24 protein-coding genes and 1 pseudogene are annotated in these 17,109 nt (G+C 67.9%); 19 read left to right on the forward strand and 6 right to left on the reverse strand.

Translation table 11 applies throughout. The features are described 5' to 3' along the window. From ASG32_RS34740 to ASG32_RS26205, 15 genes are all read left to right on the forward strand, one after another. A partial coding sequence (locus tag ASG32_RS34740; RefSeq protein ID WP_206780040.1) for a hypothetical protein occupies positions 1–630 on the forward strand: 630 nt, incomplete at its 5' end. Between the two features lie 214 nt (positions 631–844). Then, positions 845–1,093, forward strand: coding sequence for a hypothetical protein (locus tag ASG32_RS26140; RefSeq protein ID WP_199866161.1), 249 nt, complete (start codon positions 845–847; stop codon positions 1,091–1,093). Positions 1,094–1,358: 265 nt separating this feature from the next. Beyond that, positions 1,359–1,559 (forward strand): hypothetical protein, encoded by a 201-nt coding sequence (locus tag ASG32_RS26145; RefSeq protein WP_056532118.1) that lies wholly within the window; start codon positions 1,359–1,361, stop codon positions 1,557–1,559. After that, positions 1,556–1,804 (forward strand): hypothetical protein, encoded by a 249-nt coding sequence (locus tag ASG32_RS26150; protein WP_056532120.1) that lies wholly within the window; start codon positions 1,556–1,558, stop codon positions 1,802–1,804. The genes ASG32_RS26145 and ASG32_RS26150 overlap by 4 nt, the downstream gene beginning before the upstream one ends. Before the next feature lie 188 nt (positions 1,805–1,992). After that, positions 1,993–2,340 (forward strand): hypothetical protein, encoded by a 348-nt coding sequence (locus ASG32_RS26155; RefSeq protein ID WP_157862061.1) that lies wholly within the window; start codon positions 1,993–1,995, stop codon positions 2,338–2,340. Next, the gene (locus ASG32_RS26160) at positions 2,337–2,732 is read left to right on the forward strand and encodes a hypothetical protein (RefSeq protein WP_056532124.1); all 396 of its coding nucleotides are present in this window, start codon (positions 2,337–2,339) and stop codon (positions 2,730–2,732) included. The genes ASG32_RS26155 and ASG32_RS26160 overlap by 4 nt, the downstream gene beginning before the upstream one ends. Next, positions 2,729–2,965, forward strand: a complete 237-nt coding sequence (locus tag ASG32_RS26165) for a hypothetical protein (protein ID WP_056532126.1) — start codon at positions 2,729–2,731, stop codon at positions 2,963–2,965. The genes ASG32_RS26160 and ASG32_RS26165 overlap by 4 nt, the downstream gene beginning before the upstream one ends. Further along, on the forward strand, positions 2,958–3,200 hold the full coding sequence (locus ASG32_RS26170) for a hypothetical protein (RefSeq protein WP_056532128.1): 243 nt from the start codon (positions 2,958–2,960) through the stop codon (positions 3,198–3,200). Before ASG32_RS26165 ends, ASG32_RS26170 begins: the two co-directional genes overlap by 8 nt. A gap of 227 nt (positions 3,201–3,427) precedes the next feature. After that, positions 3,428–4,156 carry an HK97 family phage prohead protease gene (locus tag ASG32_RS26175; RefSeq protein WP_056532130.1) on the forward strand — a complete coding sequence of 243 codons (729 nt, stop codon included), beginning with the start codon at positions 3,428–3,430 and terminating at the stop codon, positions 4,154–4,156. Then, positions 4,153–5,430 carry a phage major capsid protein gene (locus tag ASG32_RS26180; protein ID WP_056532132.1) on the forward strand — a complete coding sequence of 426 codons (1,278 nt, stop codon included), beginning with the start codon at positions 4,153–4,155 and terminating at the stop codon, positions 5,428–5,430. The genes ASG32_RS26175 and ASG32_RS26180 overlap by 4 nt, the downstream gene beginning before the upstream one ends. A 523-nt stretch (positions 5,431–5,953) precedes the next feature. Continuing rightward, on the forward strand, positions 5,954–8,686 hold the full coding sequence (locus ASG32_RS26185) for a phage tail length tape measure family protein (protein ID WP_056532134.1): 2,733 nt from the start codon (positions 5,954–5,956) through the stop codon (positions 8,684–8,686). Then, on the forward strand, positions 8,655–9,530 hold the full coding sequence (locus ASG32_RS26190) for a hypothetical protein (RefSeq protein WP_157862062.1): 876 nt from the start codon (positions 8,655–8,657) through the stop codon (positions 9,528–9,530). The genes ASG32_RS26185 and ASG32_RS26190 overlap by 32 nt, the downstream gene beginning before the upstream one ends. Then, positions 9,527–9,835: a hypothetical protein gene (locus ASG32_RS26195; protein ID WP_056532138.1), complete on the forward strand. Its 309-nt coding sequence runs from the start codon at positions 9,527–9,529 to the stop codon at positions 9,833–9,835. Before ASG32_RS26190 ends, ASG32_RS26195 begins: the two co-directional genes overlap by 4 nt. 771 nt (positions 9,836–10,606) lie before the next feature. Beyond that, a complete protein-coding gene (locus tag ASG32_RS34745) occupies positions 10,607–10,834 on the forward strand; it encodes a hypothetical protein (RefSeq protein ID WP_056532141.1) in 228 nt (75 codons plus the stop codon). Between the two features lie 49 nt (positions 10,835–10,883). Continuing rightward, positions 10,884–11,216 (forward strand): DUF2335 domain-containing protein, encoded by a 333-nt coding sequence (locus tag ASG32_RS26205; protein ID WP_056532143.1) that lies wholly within the window; start codon positions 10,884–10,886, stop codon positions 11,214–11,216. A gap of 21 nt (positions 11,217–11,237) precedes the next feature. Here the strand turns inward: ASG32_RS26205 and ASG32_RS26210 are convergent, their stop codons facing one another. The 5 genes from ASG32_RS26210 to ASG32_RS26230 all read right to left on the reverse strand — a co-directional run bounded on the left by ASG32_RS26210 (position 11,238) and on the right by ASG32_RS26230 (position 14,185). Beyond that, entirely contained in the window at positions 11,238–11,486 is a 249-nt protein-coding gene (locus ASG32_RS26210; protein ID WP_157862064.1) for a hypothetical protein, read from the reverse strand. A gap of 3 nt (positions 11,487–11,489) precedes the next feature. Next, positions 11,490–12,209 carry a hypothetical protein gene (locus ASG32_RS34155; protein WP_157862065.1) on the reverse strand — a complete coding sequence of 240 codons (720 nt, stop codon included), beginning with the start codon at positions 12,207–12,209 and terminating at the stop codon, positions 11,490–11,492. A gap of 348 nt (positions 12,210–12,557) precedes the next feature. Further along, positions 12,558–13,133, reverse strand: coding sequence for a hypothetical protein (locus ASG32_RS26220; RefSeq protein WP_056532149.1), 576 nt, complete (start codon positions 13,131–13,133; stop codon positions 12,558–12,560). Between the two features lie 48 nt (positions 13,134–13,181). Continuing rightward, positions 13,182–13,541: a hypothetical protein gene (locus ASG32_RS26225; RefSeq protein WP_244492208.1), complete on the reverse strand. Its 360-nt coding sequence runs from the start codon at positions 13,539–13,541 to the stop codon at positions 13,182–13,184. Then, a complete protein-coding gene (locus ASG32_RS26230; RefSeq protein ID WP_056532151.1) occupies positions 13,538–14,185 on the reverse strand; it encodes a ParA family protein in 648 nt (215 codons plus the stop codon). Before ASG32_RS26230 ends, ASG32_RS26225 begins: the two co-directional genes overlap by 4 nt. Positions 14,186–14,749: 564 nt before the next feature. On the opposite strand from ASG32_RS26230, the gene ASG32_RS26235 reads away from it, so the two are divergent. Continuing rightward, on the forward strand, positions 14,750–15,028 hold the full coding sequence (locus ASG32_RS26235) for a hypothetical protein (RefSeq protein WP_056532153.1): 279 nt from the start codon (positions 14,750–14,752) through the stop codon (positions 15,026–15,028). Between the two features lie 48 nt (positions 15,029–15,076). Here the strand turns inward: ASG32_RS26235 and ASG32_RS34610 are convergent, their stop codons facing one another. Next, positions 15,077–15,574 carry a hypothetical protein gene (locus ASG32_RS34610; protein WP_199866162.1) on the reverse strand — a complete coding sequence of 166 codons (498 nt, stop codon included), beginning with the start codon at positions 15,572–15,574 and terminating at the stop codon, positions 15,077–15,079. 123 nt (positions 15,575–15,697) lie between these two features. Here ASG32_RS34610 and ASG32_RS34160 point away from each other — a divergent pair, with 123 nt between their 5' ends. From ASG32_RS34160 to ASG32_RS34165, 3 genes and pseudogenes are all read left to right on the forward strand, one after another. After that, positions 15,698–15,931 (forward strand): hypothetical protein, encoded by a 234-nt coding sequence (locus tag ASG32_RS34160; RefSeq protein ID WP_157862066.1) that lies wholly within the window; start codon positions 15,698–15,700, stop codon positions 15,929–15,931. Next, positions 15,928–16,374, forward strand: coding sequence for a hypothetical protein (locus ASG32_RS26245; RefSeq protein ID WP_157862067.1), 447 nt, complete (start codon positions 15,928–15,930; stop codon positions 16,372–16,374). Before ASG32_RS34160 ends, ASG32_RS26245 begins: the two co-directional genes overlap by 4 nt. Next, positions 16,371–17,109, forward strand: a pseudogene (locus tag ASG32_RS34165) (hypothetical protein); the annotation flags it as partial. The gene ASG32_RS26245 and the pseudogene ASG32_RS34165, both read left to right, overlap by 4 nt.

Here is a 17,109-nt window from a genome sequence, read left to right on the forward strand (position 1 = left end):
GTGCTCGGGATATCGCTGGCGACCTATAAACGAGACCTCAAAGCGGGAAAGCGGACGCACCCATCGCAAAGCCGTGAGCCGGTTTCATCGGTAATAGAACTCTCAGTAGGGTCCGAGATCAAACCGGCTCACGGACCTGCCCAGGCCCTCGCGGGCGCCTGCAGACAGACCACTCGGAAACGTCGCGCCGAGGTTGATCAAATCCACCCAGCGCGGGTCCAGCGAGACTCGCCTGCGTCAGACAAGGCCGCAGCGCTGGCGGGCATTCGCCCCGGTGCTAAGGCAACGCTCGCCGCGGCCAGTCGCACCGTCGCGGTGGCGCTGCCGGGCGGCGAGTTCGAGATCCCTGGCGACCTCCTGTCGGGGATTGACCATGCGGAGCCGATCAACCCCGCGGCCGCACGGGCGACGGCTGATCGGGTGATCGCCGGTTGGACGTCGGGGCGGATGCCGGATGAGGTGATCGCTGCCATCGAAGCGAAGGCGGCCTCGCTCGGCTTGGCGAACCGGTCGGAGGTGGCGCGGTCGATCGGGATAGAGCGCGGCACGTGGAGCAACGCGGCGCGCCGTGAATTCGGCCTCGGCGCCGACAAGGTCGCTCTGGTGAAGGCTTGGCTCGCCGCGGCTTGATGATCTCCGTCCCGGGCATCGCGACGGTGCCCGAAACGTCCTGCAAAAAGAAAAAGAGAAGCGGGCCCGGATGTGGCTCTGATGGAGCCGAGAAGCGCCATAGCCGTCCAGCGCGAATTGATCACCGCACGCGGGCGCGATCCCGATCAGTAATTGAACCGGCGATCGATAGGCGCGCTGGTATCGAGCGACGGGGCCAATTGGAATTGGCCCATTGCGCGAATTGAACCCGGATCGCGCGATGAACGATCACGAGCTCCAGGCGATCATCGATCAGGTCGGCCGGGCTATCGAGGTCGAAGAGGCGAACGCCGCCGATCTGATGCGGACCGTCGAACAGTTCGACGGATTACCGGTCGCCGATCACCTGCGGACAAGGGCCCGAGAGCATCGGGTCCACGGCCTGCAGCTCCAAGCTCGCCTCGCCGGCCTGGTCTCGGCGATCAGGACGACGCGCGGCTAGTAGGCCTCAGCCCCGCCCAGGCGCCTGATCCACGGTTCCCACAGCCATATGATCTTGCTGCTATAGGATCGCCACCGATCGGGATTAGCTTGCGTCAAACTATAGAGGAACGCGCCACCATCCCTAATTCGTTATAGGTCTAGAATATCGCGATCAGGCTCCGGCACTGCATGCGAGGCCCTGAAACGCGACCATCGGAGCAAGTAGCGTTCTGAACAATTGACGTGGTATCTTCCGCGCAGAGTTGCGTGCCTGCGAGCCCGTCATGAGCACTGAACCCGAGGTCACCACCGCGTACCCCTCGCCCTTGTGGCAGGTCCTGGCCGATCTGAAGGCCGCCAACGTCCGGCCGACGCCGCTAAACATCCTGGCCCGGGCGACGGATATCGGAATGACCGATGCCGACATCAGCACCATCGTCGACGAAATCGCCGCCGAACGCAGCCTCGATCAGGTGGCGGCATGATGCGCGATGATCCGACCGCCGTGCTGATCGGACTGATCCAGCGCGTGCCGATCCTGGCGGTCGAGGCTGAAAGCGACGCCCCTGCCATCGCGTATCAGCGCGCCATCAGAGCGTGGCAGCGAGAGGCAGCGGAGGTCATCGCAGAGGCCCGGCTGAGCAGCCCCGCCCATGGCCGCCACACCGCGCCCGACGCCTTCGCCCGCGCCGCTGTGGCGTCGGCTCTAGCCCACGGGACGGCCGAGTGATCCCTCACATGCTGAAGGGGAGGGTACGCCCCAAAAGTCTGGAGGTCTTGGGCAGGGACCACACTAGGCCCCACGGGTGGAAACCCCGCGCGCGTTTTTGATGGTCGATATCTCCGGGCCCGGCCCGATCCATTGCCCGGGTTTTGGCCCGGTTTCCCCAGCGTAATCGCCAATTCGAGGCGCCCGTGATGGCCCGAAAGCCCGGTTCAAAAACCCCCGAGAAACTTCAGGCCCGGACGGGTACCGCTCGCGGCGGCCGGCCGACGAAGGCCGAGGCCATGCGGCGCCGCGCCGAAGCGGCTGGCGTCGATCCGGCGTTGGTCGACCCGCGAAGGATCCTCGCGGCTATCGCGATCGATCCCGCCGCCTCGGCCGCGGCCCGCGTGTCGGCCTGTCGGGTCCTTCTCCTCAATGAAGCCCGGCTCGCCGCGCTGGTGGCGGCCCCGGTCGAGGATGAGGAGGCCGCGATCCCGGTCGACCTGGTCACCGAGCGGGCCCTTGCGCTGATGGCGGCGGGCCGGGGGCGGGTGCAGTGACGGAGGATCGGCCCCTCCCGGTCGCCGGCAACCACCGCGGGGTCAGTCTGTTCGCGGATCAGCCGGCCGAGCGCATCGAGGGCGTGGTCCGTCCGGCGATCGACCATGTGTTCGGGATGACCTCCCCCGGCGACCTGGTCGAGTACGCCGGCGACGCCCGGCATCCCCCGGAGGCGCGCCTTCTGGCTGCCGCTCGCGTGGAGGCCTTCTGGGAACTGGCGGCCGAGAACCGCGCGATCCGGCCTCTGGTCGACCTCGACCGCCTCCGGGCGAGCGTCGCCGGCCTCGACTCTGTGACGTGGGTGGATCCCCGGCGCTACGGCTCGCTCCTAGACCCCGACGGCGCCGTTGAGCGCGCCGAACCCCTGCCGGCCGATGGATCCTGCCCGTGACGCCCCGCCAGGTCCTCAACATGCCGCCGGGCGACCGCGCCCCCGCCCTCCGCCAGCATGCGCTTCGCCGCCTCGGCGAGCTGCAGGCGATCGAGGCCGAGGCCGCCCGCAAGGTCGCGCGCCGCGAGCGGGAGCTCGCCCGCCTCAGCCGCCTTGCCGCCTTCCACCGCGTCGAGCTGCCGGCCGACGTCACTGCCCGCCTTCACCACCCAAGGAGCAAGACCCATGGCTGATACGGACAAGGCCGAGATCCTCGGCGGCGCGATCATGGCCGCGATGCAGACCGCCATCCTCGACAACGGGATGAGCCCGCAGGCGGCCTTCGACACCGCCCTGATGGCGATCGGCGGCATCTCGATCCAGGCGGAGGGGGAGTACCGGACTGGGGCGAAGCTCATCCTGATCGGCCAGGGCCTTGTCGACGGCTCCCCCGAGGGCGTCGCCAAGCGGGGCAAGGCCTCGAATTGATCGACGCGATCAATTGGGCCGCCAATTCCCATTGACGGCCCCGATGGCCTCGCCTACGTAACGGACGTCATCGATCGATCGGCTGTCACCGCGTACGCGGGGCGACCTCGACGACGGCACCTTCGGCGCACCGGCTGGACCGGGCGGCAAGGCCAGACAGCACCACACGGCTGCCCTCTGCAGGGCTCGCCCGGTGTCCCGGTACTTGCTCACGAAGGTGATCGACGATGGACCTCATCTCCCCCGATGCTGCCTGGACGGCCGGTTTCATGACCGGGCCACCCGTCGAGCTGAAGCTACTCGATGCCGCCGCCGACGGTGGTGAAATCGAGGGCTACGGAGCGATCTGGGGTGGCGGCAACGGCCGGTCCGGCGACTTCGGAGGTGACTCCATCGCCCCGGGCGCCTTCGCCGACAGCCTCGCCGCACATCACGCCGCCGGCAGCGCCCCCGCGATGCTCTGGGCCCACCGCCAGGCCGAGCCTATCGGCCGCTGGACGGCGATGGGCGAGGATCCGCGCGGGCTCCGCGTGCGGGGCAAGCTCAACCGAGACACCGAGGCCGGCGCCAAAGCGTACGCGCACATCCGGGCCGGCGACGTCACAGGTCTGTCCATCGGCTTCGGCGTGGCCCCTGGCGGAGCAAAGACGGTCAGCGGCGGCCGGTCCCTGACCCGCCTGGATCTGCACGAGGTGTCGGCGGTCTCGACCCCCATGCACCCCGGCGCCCGGATCACGGGCGTGAAGTCCCTCGGCTCCCGCGCCGAGCTCGAAGACCTTCTCCGAGAAACCGGGCTCGCCCGTGGCGCGGCCAAGAAGATCGCCGCCGCGGGCTGGCCCGCCCTCACCGGGCAGCCGGATCCTGAACCCGACGACGGGAGGCGCACCGCGGCGGCGGTCGCCCTCACCAAAGCCCTCGACCGCAACCTGACGGAACTGAAAGGCCTATTCTCGTGACCCATCGCACTGCGCTCATCATCGCCGGCAGCGGCTTCGCGGGCTTCCTCGCCTGCAACATCGGCGGCGTCCGCGTCGCCTTCGACGCCCCCAACGACCTCGGCGGCCAGGTGCTGGAGCGCCTGCAGGCCAACCATACCGAGACGAAGGGCCTGATCACCCGGGCCGGCGAGCGCATCGGCGCCACGGAGACCGCCCTCAGCGAGGTGAAGGAACGCCTCGACGGCTTCGATGCCCGCATCACCGAGGCCGAGCAGAAGGCCGTCGGGCGCGGGCGCGGCGGCGCGACCGGCCCCCTCGAGGTGAAGTCTTGGGGCGCAACGCTGATCGAAAGCGACGGCTTCAAGGCCCTCGCCAGCAGCCCGAGCCAGCAGGGCCGCGTCAAGCTCACGGTTCCGTCGAGCGGCCTAGAGGTCAAGGCGATCACGAGCGCGGTTGGCAGCGGTGGCGCGCTCATCGCCGCGGACAACCGGGTCAACGATCCCGTGATGCTGCCGCGCCGGGTGCCGACGATCCGCGCTCTGGTCGCCCCGGGGGTGACCACGTCGAACCTCGTGACGTACGCCCGCCAGACGGGCCGGACCATCAACGCCGCCATGGTCGCCGAAGGCGCTCAGAAGCCTTACTCGGACAGCACCTGGGAAACCGTGCAGGCGCCCGTCCGGACTCTGGCGCACCTCATGAAGGTGAGCCGCCAGGCCGTGGACGATGCCCCGGCGCTGATGTCGATCATCGACGCGGAGATGCGGTACGGCCTCGCCGACACCGAAGACGCGCAGATGCTGGCCGGCAACGGCGTGGGCCAGAACCTGGCAGGGATCCTGCCCCAGGCCTCCGCCTTCGTGCGCCCCTATCCCGTTAATCAGGAGACGGCGCTGGATCGGATCATCGCGGCGGAGGCTCAGCTCTCAGCGCTGCTGTATGAGGCGGATGGGATCGTACTGAACCCCATCGACTGGTTTCAGATGATCAACACGAAGGATACGACAGGTCGGTACCTCTCGGCAGGCCCCTTCGGTCCGGAAAATTCCCGACTTCTGTGGTCAATTCCGGTTGTCGTGACCACGCTGATGCCGGTCAACAACTTCCTGATCGGCGCATTCCGGCGCGGCGCGCAGATCTTCGACCGGATGGATGCGGAAATCCTGCTCTCGTCGGAGAACGATAAGGACTTCGAGCTGAATCTTTGCACGGTTCGCGGGGAGAAGCGTCTTGCTTTCGCGGTGCCGCGGCCTGGCGCTTTCGTGAAGGGCGTTCTCACCGTCTCCGCCTGATCTGCAGTGAAGGCAGAGGATGCAGCCGATGACTGATGCAGAAGCGGTCTTGGTCCAAGCGACAACGACGTACCTCGAAGGCTCCGAGCACAAGAGCGAGCACAGCGCACCGTACCTGGTGAAGCGCTCGCATGGCCTGGAGCTTGAGGCACAGGGGTTCGCGAGGATCGTGGGTCCCGCGCAACCGGCGGCGGCACCGGCTGACCCGGAGCCCGCCGCGCCAGCCGTCGAGGTGGATCCGGCGCCTCTGGCTCCGCGCGCCGAGCCGACAGCTTTGCGCCGACGCGGCCGCCCGCCGGGCAAGCGGGTCTGATCGAGCCACGCCGCGGCATCGCACCCGCGGCGGGCCTAGAGATCCCGTCGTCCCGGCGAGGGGCGGCGGAGTAGCCGGGCGTTACGCCCCCGGCGGGCCCACTCGGGGGTGGCCTAAAACACCGAGTGCCGGCGGCCTCGCCAAATTCCCGGGGCGTGGCCGGCATCTCGTTTCCAGCGCGTCCCGACCCGCGCCCGCCGGAGGTGACACGTGAACGACCTCGACCTGATCACCGAAGTTCAGATCGTCGCCTCGACGGAGGGCGTGCAGCCCACGATCGCGGCGACGGAGCGGCTCGGTACCGCCGTCGACAAGCTGGCCAATTCGAATGAGGCCCTTGCCGGTACCGACGACCAGGTGGTGGCCGCCGGCGAGCGGGTCACGAAGTACCGGATCAGCGCCGCCGCCGCTGCGGATCGGCTTCAGCGACAGCTGGACTCGGAATACCGGGCCACAAAGCAGATGGAGGCGGCGCTCCGCGACCTTGAGCGCGCCCGGGCCCAGGGCATCATCAGCGTCACCCGCCAGAACGAGCTGATCGCCCTGGCGGAGCAGCGGTTCGGCGGCGCCGCGGCGGCGGCCACCCGGGCGGCGGCCGCGAACGAGAACCACGCCAAGTCGACCGGCATCGCCAGCCATCAGCTGCAGAACCTCGGGTACCAGCTCAACGACGTGTTCACGTCCCTGGCCAGTGGCGCGCCGGCCTTCCAGGTGGTGGCGCAGCAGGGTGGCCAGATCGCGCAGATCCTCGGCGAGACGGGCGTTTCAGGAGCGGTGCGCGGCGTGGCGGGCGCGATCGGGCGGTTCCTGACGCCGGCGACGGTCGGCGTGGGCGCCCTCGCGGGCGCGGTGGTGCTCGGCTACATGGCCTGGAGCCGGTACGACGACGACAGCCGGAAGGTCGGGGTCACGTTGCAGGGCCTCGGCCGAGAGACCGGCCTGACCCGAGACGCCTTCGAGAAGCTCGCCACCTCCGCCGCGGCCGCCGGCAACGTGACGGTGAGGCAGGCTTCCGACCTCGGCACAACGCTGGCCGCAACCGGCCGGATCGGGCCCGACAACATCGCCCGGCTGATCGGCGTGTCCAAGGACCTGGCGGCGACGTTCGGCGTCAGCCTGGATGAGGTGAAAGAGAAGCTCACCGCCTTCGGTACCGCGGAGGGCATCACCCGCCTCAACGATCAGCTCCAGTTCCTGGACGCGCGCACGCTCCGAGTGATCCAGAGCCTATTTCGAGCCGGCCAGGAGCAGGACGCGATCCGGATGGCCGTGGAGCGCCTCCCGGCGGCCCTGGCCAAGGCCGAGACGGCTCAGGGTGCCGTCGCCAAGGCATGGGACGCGATCAAGAGCGCCGTCAGCGACGCCGACAACGCGATGGGGCGGTTCATCGATCGCCTCACCAAGGGCCCGTCGCCGGCGGACCGGCTGAAGGAGCTGCAGGACCGCGTGGAGTCGCTGAAGGCGGCCGAGGCCGAGAATATCGTCCAGCCGGGCGGCACGCGGCGCCCGTACGTGCCGCCGACCTCGCCCACGGTCTCCAGCACCACCGCGACGCCGCTCCCGCCCTCGCGCCCGACGGAATTGCAGGCGGCTCAGTCCGAACTCGAAAAGTACATGAACAAGCTCGCCGCGACGAAGCGGGCCGAGCTCGAGGTGGCAGAGCGCAAGGAGCTCGAGGCCAGCCTCAACCGCAAATCCGGGGAGCTGAAGAAGCTGACCGAAGAGGCCGGCCTCGGGTCCGACTCCTGGCGGAAATACAAGGATCTCCAGATCGCCGCGGATGAGGCGCTGAAGTCCGGCAACCCGGAGCTGATGAAGCGGGTCGACAACGTGAAGGACCTCGCCGAGGCGGGATCCATCCTCGAGCACGTGGTCACCACCACCAGCAAGGCCGACGGTGAGCGCCTCACCGCCGGCGACCGGGCCGCGGAACAGCGGCGGATCGACATCGCCAGCACCCGGGCCGTCACCGTCGAGGAAAAGGCCCGTGCCGCGCAGATGCAGGCCGAGGCCCGCCAGCGCGGGCAGCTGATCACCGTGCAGCAGGCACAGGCCGACGCCGAGCACGCCGCGCAGATGGTGCGCGAACAGTCGGACCAGCAGCTGCGCCTGATGCTCCGCGACCAGGGGCTTGAGGCCGACGGCATCCGGACGCGGATCGGCCTCATCGGCCAGGGCGCCGAGGCGCAGGCGGTCGCGATCGCGCGGCAGCGGACGGAGCAGGACCTCACCCGGCAAGGGATCGGCCTCAGCAGCAGCCTCGCGGCGAGCGTAATTGCCGGCGCGGAGGCGAATGCCCGGCTGAGTGTCTCCTACGACAAGGCCGTCGAGGCGCAGCAGCGCATGCGGGACGGCCAGAAGGAGCTCGCCAGCGAGTTCGAGACCTTCGTGGAGGGGGTCCTGATCGGCGGCCAGAAGATGTCCGAGGCCTTCAGCTCCCTGGCCAAGAGCCTCGGATCCAACGCGCTGAAGGCGGTGCTCACCGGCGACGGTCCCCTGGCCGGGATCCTCGGGACGGCTGCGACGGAGAAGGGACAGCTCGGCGGGTTGCTCGGCGGCGGTGGCGGCCTGTCCAAGCTGTTCGACGTCGACAAGATCACCGAGTCCCTCGGCATCGGCGCGGAGACGGGGATCGGGAAGGCCCTCAGCGAGGCGCTGAAGCCGCAGAAGGCCGGCGGCGGGATCATGTCGTCACAGCTCGGCCAGGGCCTGACCACAGCCGCTGCGGGCGCGTCGATCGGCTACGCCAGCCAGTCGCCCCTCATGGGTGCCGGCGCCGGCATCCTGACCGGCCTCGCGTCCGGCAACCCGATCATGGCCGCGGTGGGCCCCGCCGTCGGTCTCGGCCGCACCTTCGGCAAGCGCCAGCCGGCAGACGAAGCCCCCAAGCCCGACAGCCAGGAGTCACCCCGTGACCGCGATCAACGTCCTATTGCAGCGTGAACGTGCCTACCTGATCACCGACGCGGCTTGGTACGACGCCGAGGGCGTACTCCGGAACATCGCCCCGAAATCGGTCGCGGTGGGACACTGGCCGGGCGCGATCGCGACCCGCGGGCCCGGGCTGGCCAATTCCGTCCTGGCCACCGAGGCGGGGTTGCAGTTCCCCGACTTCGACGCCTTCGCCAATGGCGCTGCGGAATTCCTGAAGGCCTGGACGGAGCGCAACGCCGAGCACCTCGCCGAATGGGCGGAACAGGGCCACGTCGAGGTAATCGCGATCGGCTGGAGCAAGAGCCGGGACCGGACCCGGGGCATCTTCGTATCCTCCCGGGACGATGCCGCAGAGGCGACCGCGCGCGGGATTGAGGCGGACAACGACACGCGGTTGGAGCGCGCATTCGAGGTGTTCGAGATCGAGTCCGGCTATCTCCGCCCGCAGCCGACCCTGGAAGCCATGGCCGCGGCCGGCCTCGATCCGGATATGGACCTTGAGACTCAGCCCGTCCTGACCGGTACCGGTGCGCGCATCGTCGTCGCGCAACGCGAGCTCCGGGAACCCATCATGACCGGTGGTGACCCGGTGTGCTTCGTCGGCGGCTTCGTGGTCAACACGGTGGTGGACCGGACCGGCGTGCATGTGTCCAAGGGGATCGCCTTCCCGGATGAGGTCGGGCGACGCATCGAGGCGACACGGGGTGATGCGTTCTGGCCGCATTCGGCAGACCACGTGCCGCCCCCGGCCGGCCCCCCGGAGCCTCCGCCCGGCCTGTCACGGCAGCAGCGGCGCGCATGGGAGGCGCAGCAGCGCCGCAAGGGTGCCGGCCGCGTGCGAGCTGTATCGTGACCCCGGAGGAATTGGAGGGGCACCGGCTGGCCGGCGCGCGCCACGGCCGCATATGTGCGCTGATCGCCCTGGAACACCTCTCCGGGGCTGACGCGCCAACCATCGAGCGGTGGCTGGCCCACTACCAGGATGTGGTGTTGCGCGACGCGCTCGCGGAGCGCCTCGCCAATGGCGCGTCCGCCCTGGCATGCTCCGTCTTCGCCTCAGGATCCGTCACAGCCTTGGCGACGGATCTGAACGAAGCGGCCGAGCTGTCCCGCAGCCTGGCGGCAGCTGTCGCCGGCACACGACCTCCGGCCGCGTGATGGCCAGCCGGAGCGCGTCGGTAGGCGTGGCCGGCATTCGAATTCCGCCCCTCGAGCGATCGGTTGGCGGCGCAGCTGAGGGCCTTGCTTCTTCATCTCTCAGCGCGGACCACTCGCAGCGTGTCCGAAACAACGGCGAGAGCCGGCGGCCTCGACTCACGGGGCGCGGCCGGCACCTTCACTGCAGCGTGTAGACCGACTCCGGTACCGGTAGGTCGCGGAGCGAGGCCTCGATGGCGGTCTCATCATCCAGTCGCCTTCTCGAGCACCTCACGGCCCGCCGGCGTGAGGAACCAGTAGGCCTGCCGTCCCTTCGGTCCTGAGGTCCGCCTAGTCACCAGCCCGGCCGCCTCGAGCACGGGCATGACGGACGGGTAGGCGTTGCCGCGGAGGCCCTGTGGGTTGGCCGCACACGCGCGCAGGGCGTCGAGTCGTCGCTGGGCGACGGCGGGCGTGATCGCTGGCATTCGGAATTGCGGGCTGAATTCGGACGGGCAGGACCGCCATCCTAATTCAAATGAAACTCGCGCGCTCGCGAGGCGGAATTACCGGGCCTGCGGCACGTTCGACTCGGCCATTAATGCGGCCTCCGAAAATCAATTCGCGAGCATTTGAAAACGGGCCGGAATCGCGTTCCATAAAGGGGGTTACGCGACCGTACGCTCCCCTCGCGCGAGGCCAGGTTGTTCCACCGGAACAATCCCCCATTGAAAAAACGCGGCGTTTTTCAACCATTGACGCTTTACGCGTTGCGCGTACATGTGGCGTGTCATGAGCGCGTACGCCTTTCCCGGACCCAAGCGGAATTCGCGTGTCGGCAGCCTCATTGCCGGCCTCGGCAGCCTTGCAGCCATTTGGCCGACGGTGACCGTCGCGACCCGCGCCCCCGCTCGATCGGACCTCGATGCCCTCCGCGGGGATAGCTTGCGGATCGGGGCGGACATGCGCCGTGTCATCGAACGCGAGCGCGAGCGTGTCACGGCGGCCGAACAGGAATAACCCGCCGGCGCGGCAGGATCAGCGCCCGCAGGCACCTCAGTCCGAAATCGTGAGACAGGACTTCTGGCAGGGGCCGTTGCCTCCGCCGGGAGCGTTGGAGCAATTCCGGCAGCTCGTCCCTGATGCCCCGGAACGCATCTTCGACGAATGGCAGCGTGAAGCTGCACACCGCCGCAAGATTGAGGAAAAAGCCCTCACCGGAAATCTGCGCACCGTACGGTTCGGGCAGGTCGGGGCAATTACCTTCGGCCTCGGCGCCCTCGGTATTTCCGGCTTGGGATTCTGGCTCGGCTATCCGGTCGAGGCCTCAGCCGTCACGTGCACGACCGTGGTCGGTGTCGTGGGCGCGTTCCTCTATCAGCGGACCCGGGGCGAATCGTAGGGAGTTGCACCGCGGTGCAATTCACCCCGCGCGCACAGCCTGCAATTGCCGCCTCAGCCTCTCCAGGTCCTGCACTGCCTGCTTCGCCTTCGTGTAGGCGTGCGATGCGTACCCGGACCGGTCACCGCCCACGATCGCGGCCGTATACTTCTCGGCCTCGCGTGCGGATCGCAGGGCGCTGTCCGCGAGGCGCAACGCCTCCTGAATCTCACTGACCGTCAAACCTTCCTCCCGTTCGGCATATTGCCCGGCCGCATGATGCCACGGCATGGCTCAGCCCGCGCCACCACCCGCGCGGATTCTCTGCCGGCCTGATCGGCGAGGGTCGACCTCTGCCCCCCGGCAGCCCTTCGACGGGTCTGCACGCTCAAATCCCCCCTTTTGAATCTCTGGTACCGGTCGGGCTCGAACCTTTGAGCCCACCCCCTGCGGCCCACGCCGGAGCCACGCGGACCATTCGCGGTCGACCACTCGCAGGATGCTCGGCAGGCTCCGATCATAGGCGCGGCGCCGCTCCTGACGCTCGAGCATCCCGAGGCGGCAGGCCTGCCGGATGGCATTCTGCGCCGACGTCCGGCTGATCCCAGCCCGCGCGGCGATGGCGTCGATCGGCAGGACGCACGCGCCTGAGGCCCGCACGTCGTCGCTGATAATTTTCAGCGCGGCCAGCTCCGCGGTGGTGAACCGGGCGGCCAGGGCCGGCGGCATCGGTCCGGACGCGGCGAGCCGGCGGCGGCGCTCGATCGCGACGGAGCGGACCGGCGGACGCTGAGGCCGGCGAACGGGGGGCCGACTAGGCGGTCCGCTTTGCCGCCCTTCTCCTGAATTGGAGAGCGGTACCGCGCGCCGCGCCTCGATCAGCGTCGACAGCTCCTCCGCCTCGGCCTCGGTGACGCCGCCGGCGCCGAACGCCTTCCAGAGCGCGGCCGAGACCTCGCACAGCCTCGCGAGCGGTGCGGCCTGAGCCGCCCGCCGGATTTCCTCGGCAACCATCGTCCTCAGCCCTATGCGGGCCGCGGGCAGGATCCGGACACACCTTTCCCGTTGCCAGACTTGCCGGTCTGGCTTGACACCCCGGGGGGTCTCATGGCTTGTGAGGAGCAGGAACGCGGGCCTCACAAGGCCTCAGGAATTTCAGCAGCCTCGACCTTGCCGGGTCGGGGCTGTTGGCGTTTCAGGGTCTATCGCGCGGCGGTGATCTCTCCTGATGCCGGCTCGACTCGCGGGGCGGGCCGTGCCGGAATGAACCATCTCGACTGCGCGGCATGGCCAAGTCAACGCCAGGTCCGATATTCGAGCGCAACAGCGCCTATCATGATACCATCTTGCGGCTATCATGCATCAGTCGGGCTGCTTGCTCCGCAGCTGTGCGGTCCAGGTTCGTACCCTTCGCCACGTCGACTCGGACCAGGCGCCAGCCGATCGCATCCTCGGTGTGGCGTGCTGTTCCCACCAGCCGTACTGCCTGATGTAGCGGTGCACGAGGCTCAACACCATCATCTGCGCAGTCGATAGCTCCTGATCAGCAGCTTGAAAGGCTTGATATCGAGCAACAGCTCGCTGTCCCGCTTCTGGCGTACCTACGTCACGTATTGTGGGATCGATAATATTGCTCATGAATACGATGAGGCACAAATCTACCGACTCAAGGGCCCTGTGCACCTCAGGCGGGAATAGTGCGAGCATCAACCGCTTTTGCCGCCACATCTCTTTCTGGCACGTATCCCGGCTCGTTACGTCGCCAGCGCGAGCGCCCTCCCGGATCTCATCCCGCCGCCCGTTCAGAGCGTCGTTGTATGCGTTCCAGGTCTCGAACCGCTTGGCGAATAGGTCGAACCTGAGCTTCCGGTGAGCGATCCAGGCTTGGGTGCCTGTGAACGCCAGCGCTACCAGCGCGATCCAAGTTGAAGCTTCCATCTCGCATCCTTCAAGGCGCCATCTTGCGCCTATCATGCGTCTGAATTTCTAGCCCTTATCGAAGGCGGCAACGGCCATTTCGAGGGCCTCCGCCATCGTAATCCGCTTCTGATAGGCGATCCGGCGAAGCGCCGCGTGAGTCTCAGGCTTGATCCGGGTGGCGAACGGCTCGCGTCCAGTCCGTCGGAGTGTGCGGCCGTCGATTTTCCCCGGGTCCCAGGCTGGCGGCGATGGTGGTTCGGCGGCCGGCGGCACGGCGGGCGGAGCCGGCGCGGCCTCGGTCACCGGTGTGGCTGGCGCAGGACCTTCTACGACGGCTTCCTGCTCCGCCCGATCCTGCTCCGCCATCATGCGAGCGACGGCCTCGGCATCCATGCCGGCGCGGTTGCGGGGCTTGCTGGCCATCATAGGCTCTCCAGGCGTGCACGCACGGCGGCGGCGAGGGCAATGAATTCCTGACCGGACTGAGACTCGGGCGGTACCGGCTCGCCGGCAGACAGCGCGTCCGCCACGATGGCCCGAAGCGCGATCGGGGGTGCTACGGGTTCGGTCAGCCCGGCGAGCGTCCCAACCACATCCCGACCCGATCCGGTCCGCCTGTCGACGCGCGAGGGCACCACCAGGATATCGGGCCGACCACGGCCGCCGGCCTTGCGGTGCCGTCGGACAATACCGACCGTCTCGGCCGCCCCGCGGATGTCGAGCATCGAGGCACCTACCGGGATCAGGGCTAGGTCGACGATCGCAACCACCGCGCCGAAGGCCGCGCCGAGAGCACCAGGCGCATCGATCAGAACGAAGTCGGCCTCCACGCCCCGCACAGCCCGCGTCCAGGCAGCGACCGCTTGGGCCTCGACCTCCTCAAGGAGATGCGCGCGGATCGGGAAAGGCAGCGCGCCGAGCTCGCCGACGGCTACAGCATGGCCGGCCGGATCCGCGTCCAGCACCACCACGCGGGCACCATCCCGCGCCAGGACCGCCGCGAGGTTGAGCGCGATCGACGTTTTGCCGACCCCGCCCTTCGTCGAGGCGAGGCCGATCAGCTTCGGCATGCTGCTACCTCTCGCACTGATGTCCGCCAGAAGGCCGCATGATGGTTTCTTTCATGCGGAATGCTGACGGTATGGGTCGACGATTCGACCTTGGATCACCAGACGGGCGCCATTCGGGCCCGGTCAATATCAGGCGTTCAGGAATTGCGCAGGCGGACTCCAGGGGCGCTCTCTTTCACCTCGCCTGTGTCCGGGAAGACAACGCCACCGGTTGGCCGTCGCGGCTCCAATCTGAGCCTTCTCGGCCAATTGCGGAGCCGTCCAACCGAGGGTGGCACGTCGAATTATCGAATTTCGGTGATTACCGATTTGATCAGATCGGTAATTCGGTAATTCGGTCAATTCAAGCAATTAGACGGCGCCGAAAGGTACTTTACAGTCTCTGCATTGCGCGTATGCTCATCGGCACCAGGTTAGATCCTGATGATCGGCCGAACGGGGAGGGTGAAGGCTCCACCGCTCGGCCTGACCACCATGCGAGGGCTCGACACGATGGCTAAGAAGCACCCTAACACAGACCGCATCCCTGCTCAGGGCGGCCCCGTTACAGCTGCGATCCGAGCGGTGCGCGAGCCCGTCGCCCCGTGGTTCACCCCGGTTCGGGCCGACGACCCGATGGAGACTGGCTTCTACGTCGCGCGCCGGTGGGACTGGGGCAGCGGCCGGCGGGAGGTAATTTGGCTCGACGTGCGCGAGCTCGACGGCGAGTGGTCCATCGGTGTGTCTCGGTGCGGCGCTCAGAAAGTGGAGGCACCGGCGGACTGGCAATTTATCCTGCGCGTCGGTGGGATCCGACGCATGCCAGAGGAATTGCTGATCGATCTCACTGCGACCCGGCACTGAGCGGCGCGGCCGCGCCTCGAGAGCCGTAGGAATTGCCGGTTCAAAAAATCAGCGCTCGAGATCACCAGCGCTGATCAGAACGCGCTGATCGGGATCGACGTCGCCGGCGTCCCACTTCATGGCGGCGACCATCAGAATGCGATCGCGTTGCCGATCGAATTCGGCCACCGGATCACGCCCATCCCCCTCGACGATGCCGAGGGCGTCATACCGGACGAAGCCCGTGCGACGGCCATCGCGGTAATCGAACGCGAACACGACCCAGCCGCGGTAATCGACATTGTCCCGGCGGAACAGGGAAACGAAGCGCGGCATGGGCCGGCGGAAGCGGGCGCCGTCGCCGCCATCGTCCTGGCCGATCAGCACGATGCCCGCGGAGTCGAATGTCTGCTCAAGGGCAGCCTCGACCCGCTCCTGAAGCCGCCCGCGGGCGCCCTGTTCGAAAAGGGTGATGGTCCGTTTTCCGATATCGGCCTTCGCGGCGAGGTCATCCTGCGACCATTGCAGGAGCGCCCTGGCGGCGCGGCATTGGGCTGGCGAGATCATTTCGAGTCCAAAATCGCATTCGACACAGCTTGTCGTAATGCGCTTTTGGTGCATAATCAACCGGCCGACGGGGAGGGTGGAGCCTCCACCGCCGGCCTCACCGCAACGTCGAGGACCGACGCTATGGCTATCGTGATCCGTACCATCCGCCGTCTGTTCGGCAAGCCGCCAGCCCCTGGAGTCGGACCTGTTACCGTTGCGATCAGGGCGATGCGCGCGGCCGACTGGGCCGACCGGGCGGAAAGCCTGCGCCGCGAGATCGAAGCTACCTCGAGCGACGACCGCGCGATGGTGCACCTCTCGGCCTTGCGCGCGCTGATCAGCGAGTCGGGCGAGCTCGCGGGGGTGAACTCGTGATCGCCGCCGTCGATCTTCGCGGGGCGGTGGTACGCTCCGCCTGCCCCATCGCCTGGAGTCCGCCCATGCGTCCGCGTCCAACCTACCTGCGCTTGGTATCGAGCCGGGAGCCCGGGCCGGATCAGACACGCGACGACGATCTAACGGAGATCGCCGCCGGCCTCGCGGACGTCGTGATCGCGAAGGCCAACACCATCGCCCGGGCGGCAACCCTGGACGACGTCAACACGGTCGGGCTGTGGATGTTCGGCCACGCCACGCACAAGGTCGCGGAGCTCCGGGAGGTGATCCGGAGGTGCTGGATCATGGTCTCCGATCGGCAGGAGGCATCACGGCGGCTCGCAGCAGGACGGTCGACCGGATCACGGAAGGCGGTGGCGGCGCGAGCAGATCAGGACGGAGCCGATCGGCAGCTCGCCTTCGAATTCGAGGGCGCCGCGTGAGTAAGCCTCGGAAGAAGCCTCCGGAACCGGTTTACGACCTGGTCGACGGGCCGCCAGCACCGCCGCCCGCGCCCTTCGTCGATCTCCGCCTCCGACCCCGCCATTCCAAGTGGAGCGCAAGCCCCGAATGCCGGCGGCGCCTGGCGGATCTCAAGAAGCTGATCATGCACCGGCATGGCGGCGGTCCCTGCGATACCGACGACGGCGCCACCTACCTCGCAATCGCGGTGTCCGCATTCATCGATCAGGATGACAGCTTCATTCTCAGTTGGGCGCGCACATGGATGCCGTCTCTCGCAGAGAGCGAGATTGCGGAGGTCATCCGTGGCGGCCGAGATCGATACGAACGCTTCGAACCATTCCCCTCAGCCCAAGAGGTCGGGAATGAATTGAACGTCACGCTCGAGGAGCGCGAGGCCCTCGATATCAGGACGATGCGTCCGGCCGGTTGGACGAACCGCAGGTTCAAAAAATACCAACTGGCACGGTTGGCCGAGAAGGCCCGGGCGCGCGCAGCTGCGACGGGATCGCAGGCACGCACCCTCTCGAAAGCCGCTGTCGCTCGGGTGCTCGGGATATCGCTGGCGACCTATAAACGAGACCTCAAAGCGGGAAAGCGGACGCACCCATCGCAAAGCCGTGAGCCGGTTTCATCGGTAATAGAACTCTCAGTAGGGTCCGAGATCATCGCCGCCCTCGACGCCGAGGGTCGCGAGACGCTCGGGGCGGGCATCC

The organism is Methylobacterium sp. Leaf361, from assembly GCF_001424445.1.
GTDB lineage: Bacteria > Pseudomonadota > Alphaproteobacteria > Rhizobiales > Beijerinckiaceae > Methylobacterium.

What these genes read in the sequence shown, in the direction of transcription:
- ASG32_RS34745 (WP_056532141.1), top strand. Translation starts at nt 10,607, where the DNA reads ATGAGCGCGTACGCCTTTCCCGGACCCAAGCGGAATTCGCGTGTCGGC.
- ASG32_RS26175 (WP_056532130.1), top strand. Translation starts at nt 3,428, where the DNA reads ATGGACCTCATCTCCCCCGATGCTGCCTGGACGGCCGGTTTCATGACC.
- ASG32_RS26150 (WP_056532120.1), top strand. Translation starts at nt 1,556, where the DNA reads ATGATGCGCGATGATCCGACCGCCGTGCTGATCGGACTGATCCAGCGC.
- ASG32_RS26145 (WP_056532118.1), top strand. Translation starts at nt 1,359, where the DNA reads ATGAGCACTGAACCCGAGGTCACCACCGCGTACCCCTCGCCCTTGTGG.
- ASG32_RS26170 (WP_056532128.1), top strand. Translation starts at nt 2,958, where the DNA reads ATGGCTGATACGGACAAGGCCGAGATCCTCGGCGGCGCGATCATGGCC.
- ASG32_RS26220 (WP_056532149.1), bottom strand. Translation starts at nt 13,133, where the DNA reads ATGGAAGCTTCAACTTGGATCGCGCTGGTAGCGCTGGCGTTCACAGGC.
- ASG32_RS34160 (WP_157862066.1), top strand. Translation starts at nt 15,698, where the DNA reads ATGGCTATCGTGATCCGTACCATCCGCCGTCTGTTCGGCAAGCCGCCA.
- ASG32_RS26225 (WP_244492208.1), bottom strand. Translation starts at nt 13,541, where the DNA reads ATGATGGCCAGCAAGCCCCGCAACCGCGCCGGCATGGATGCCGAGGCC.
- ASG32_RS34610 (WP_199866162.1), bottom strand. Translation starts at nt 15,574, where the DNA reads ATGATCTCGCCAGCCCAATGCCGCGCCGCCAGGGCGCTCCTGCAATGG.
- ASG32_RS26230 (WP_056532151.1), bottom strand. Translation starts at nt 14,185, where the DNA reads ATGCCGAAGCTGATCGGCCTCGCCTCGACGAAGGGCGGGGTCGGCAAA.
- ASG32_RS26210 (WP_157862064.1), bottom strand. Translation starts at nt 11,486, where the DNA reads ATGCCGTGGCATCATGCGGCCGGGCAATATGCCGAACGGGAGGAAGGT.
- ASG32_RS26155 (WP_157862061.1), top strand. Translation starts at nt 1,993, where the DNA reads ATGGCCCGAAAGCCCGGTTCAAAAACCCCCGAGAAACTTCAGGCCCGG.
- ASG32_RS34155 (WP_157862065.1), bottom strand. Translation starts at nt 12,209, where the DNA reads ATGGTTGCCGAGGAAATCCGGCGGGCGGCTCAGGCCGCACCGCTCGCG.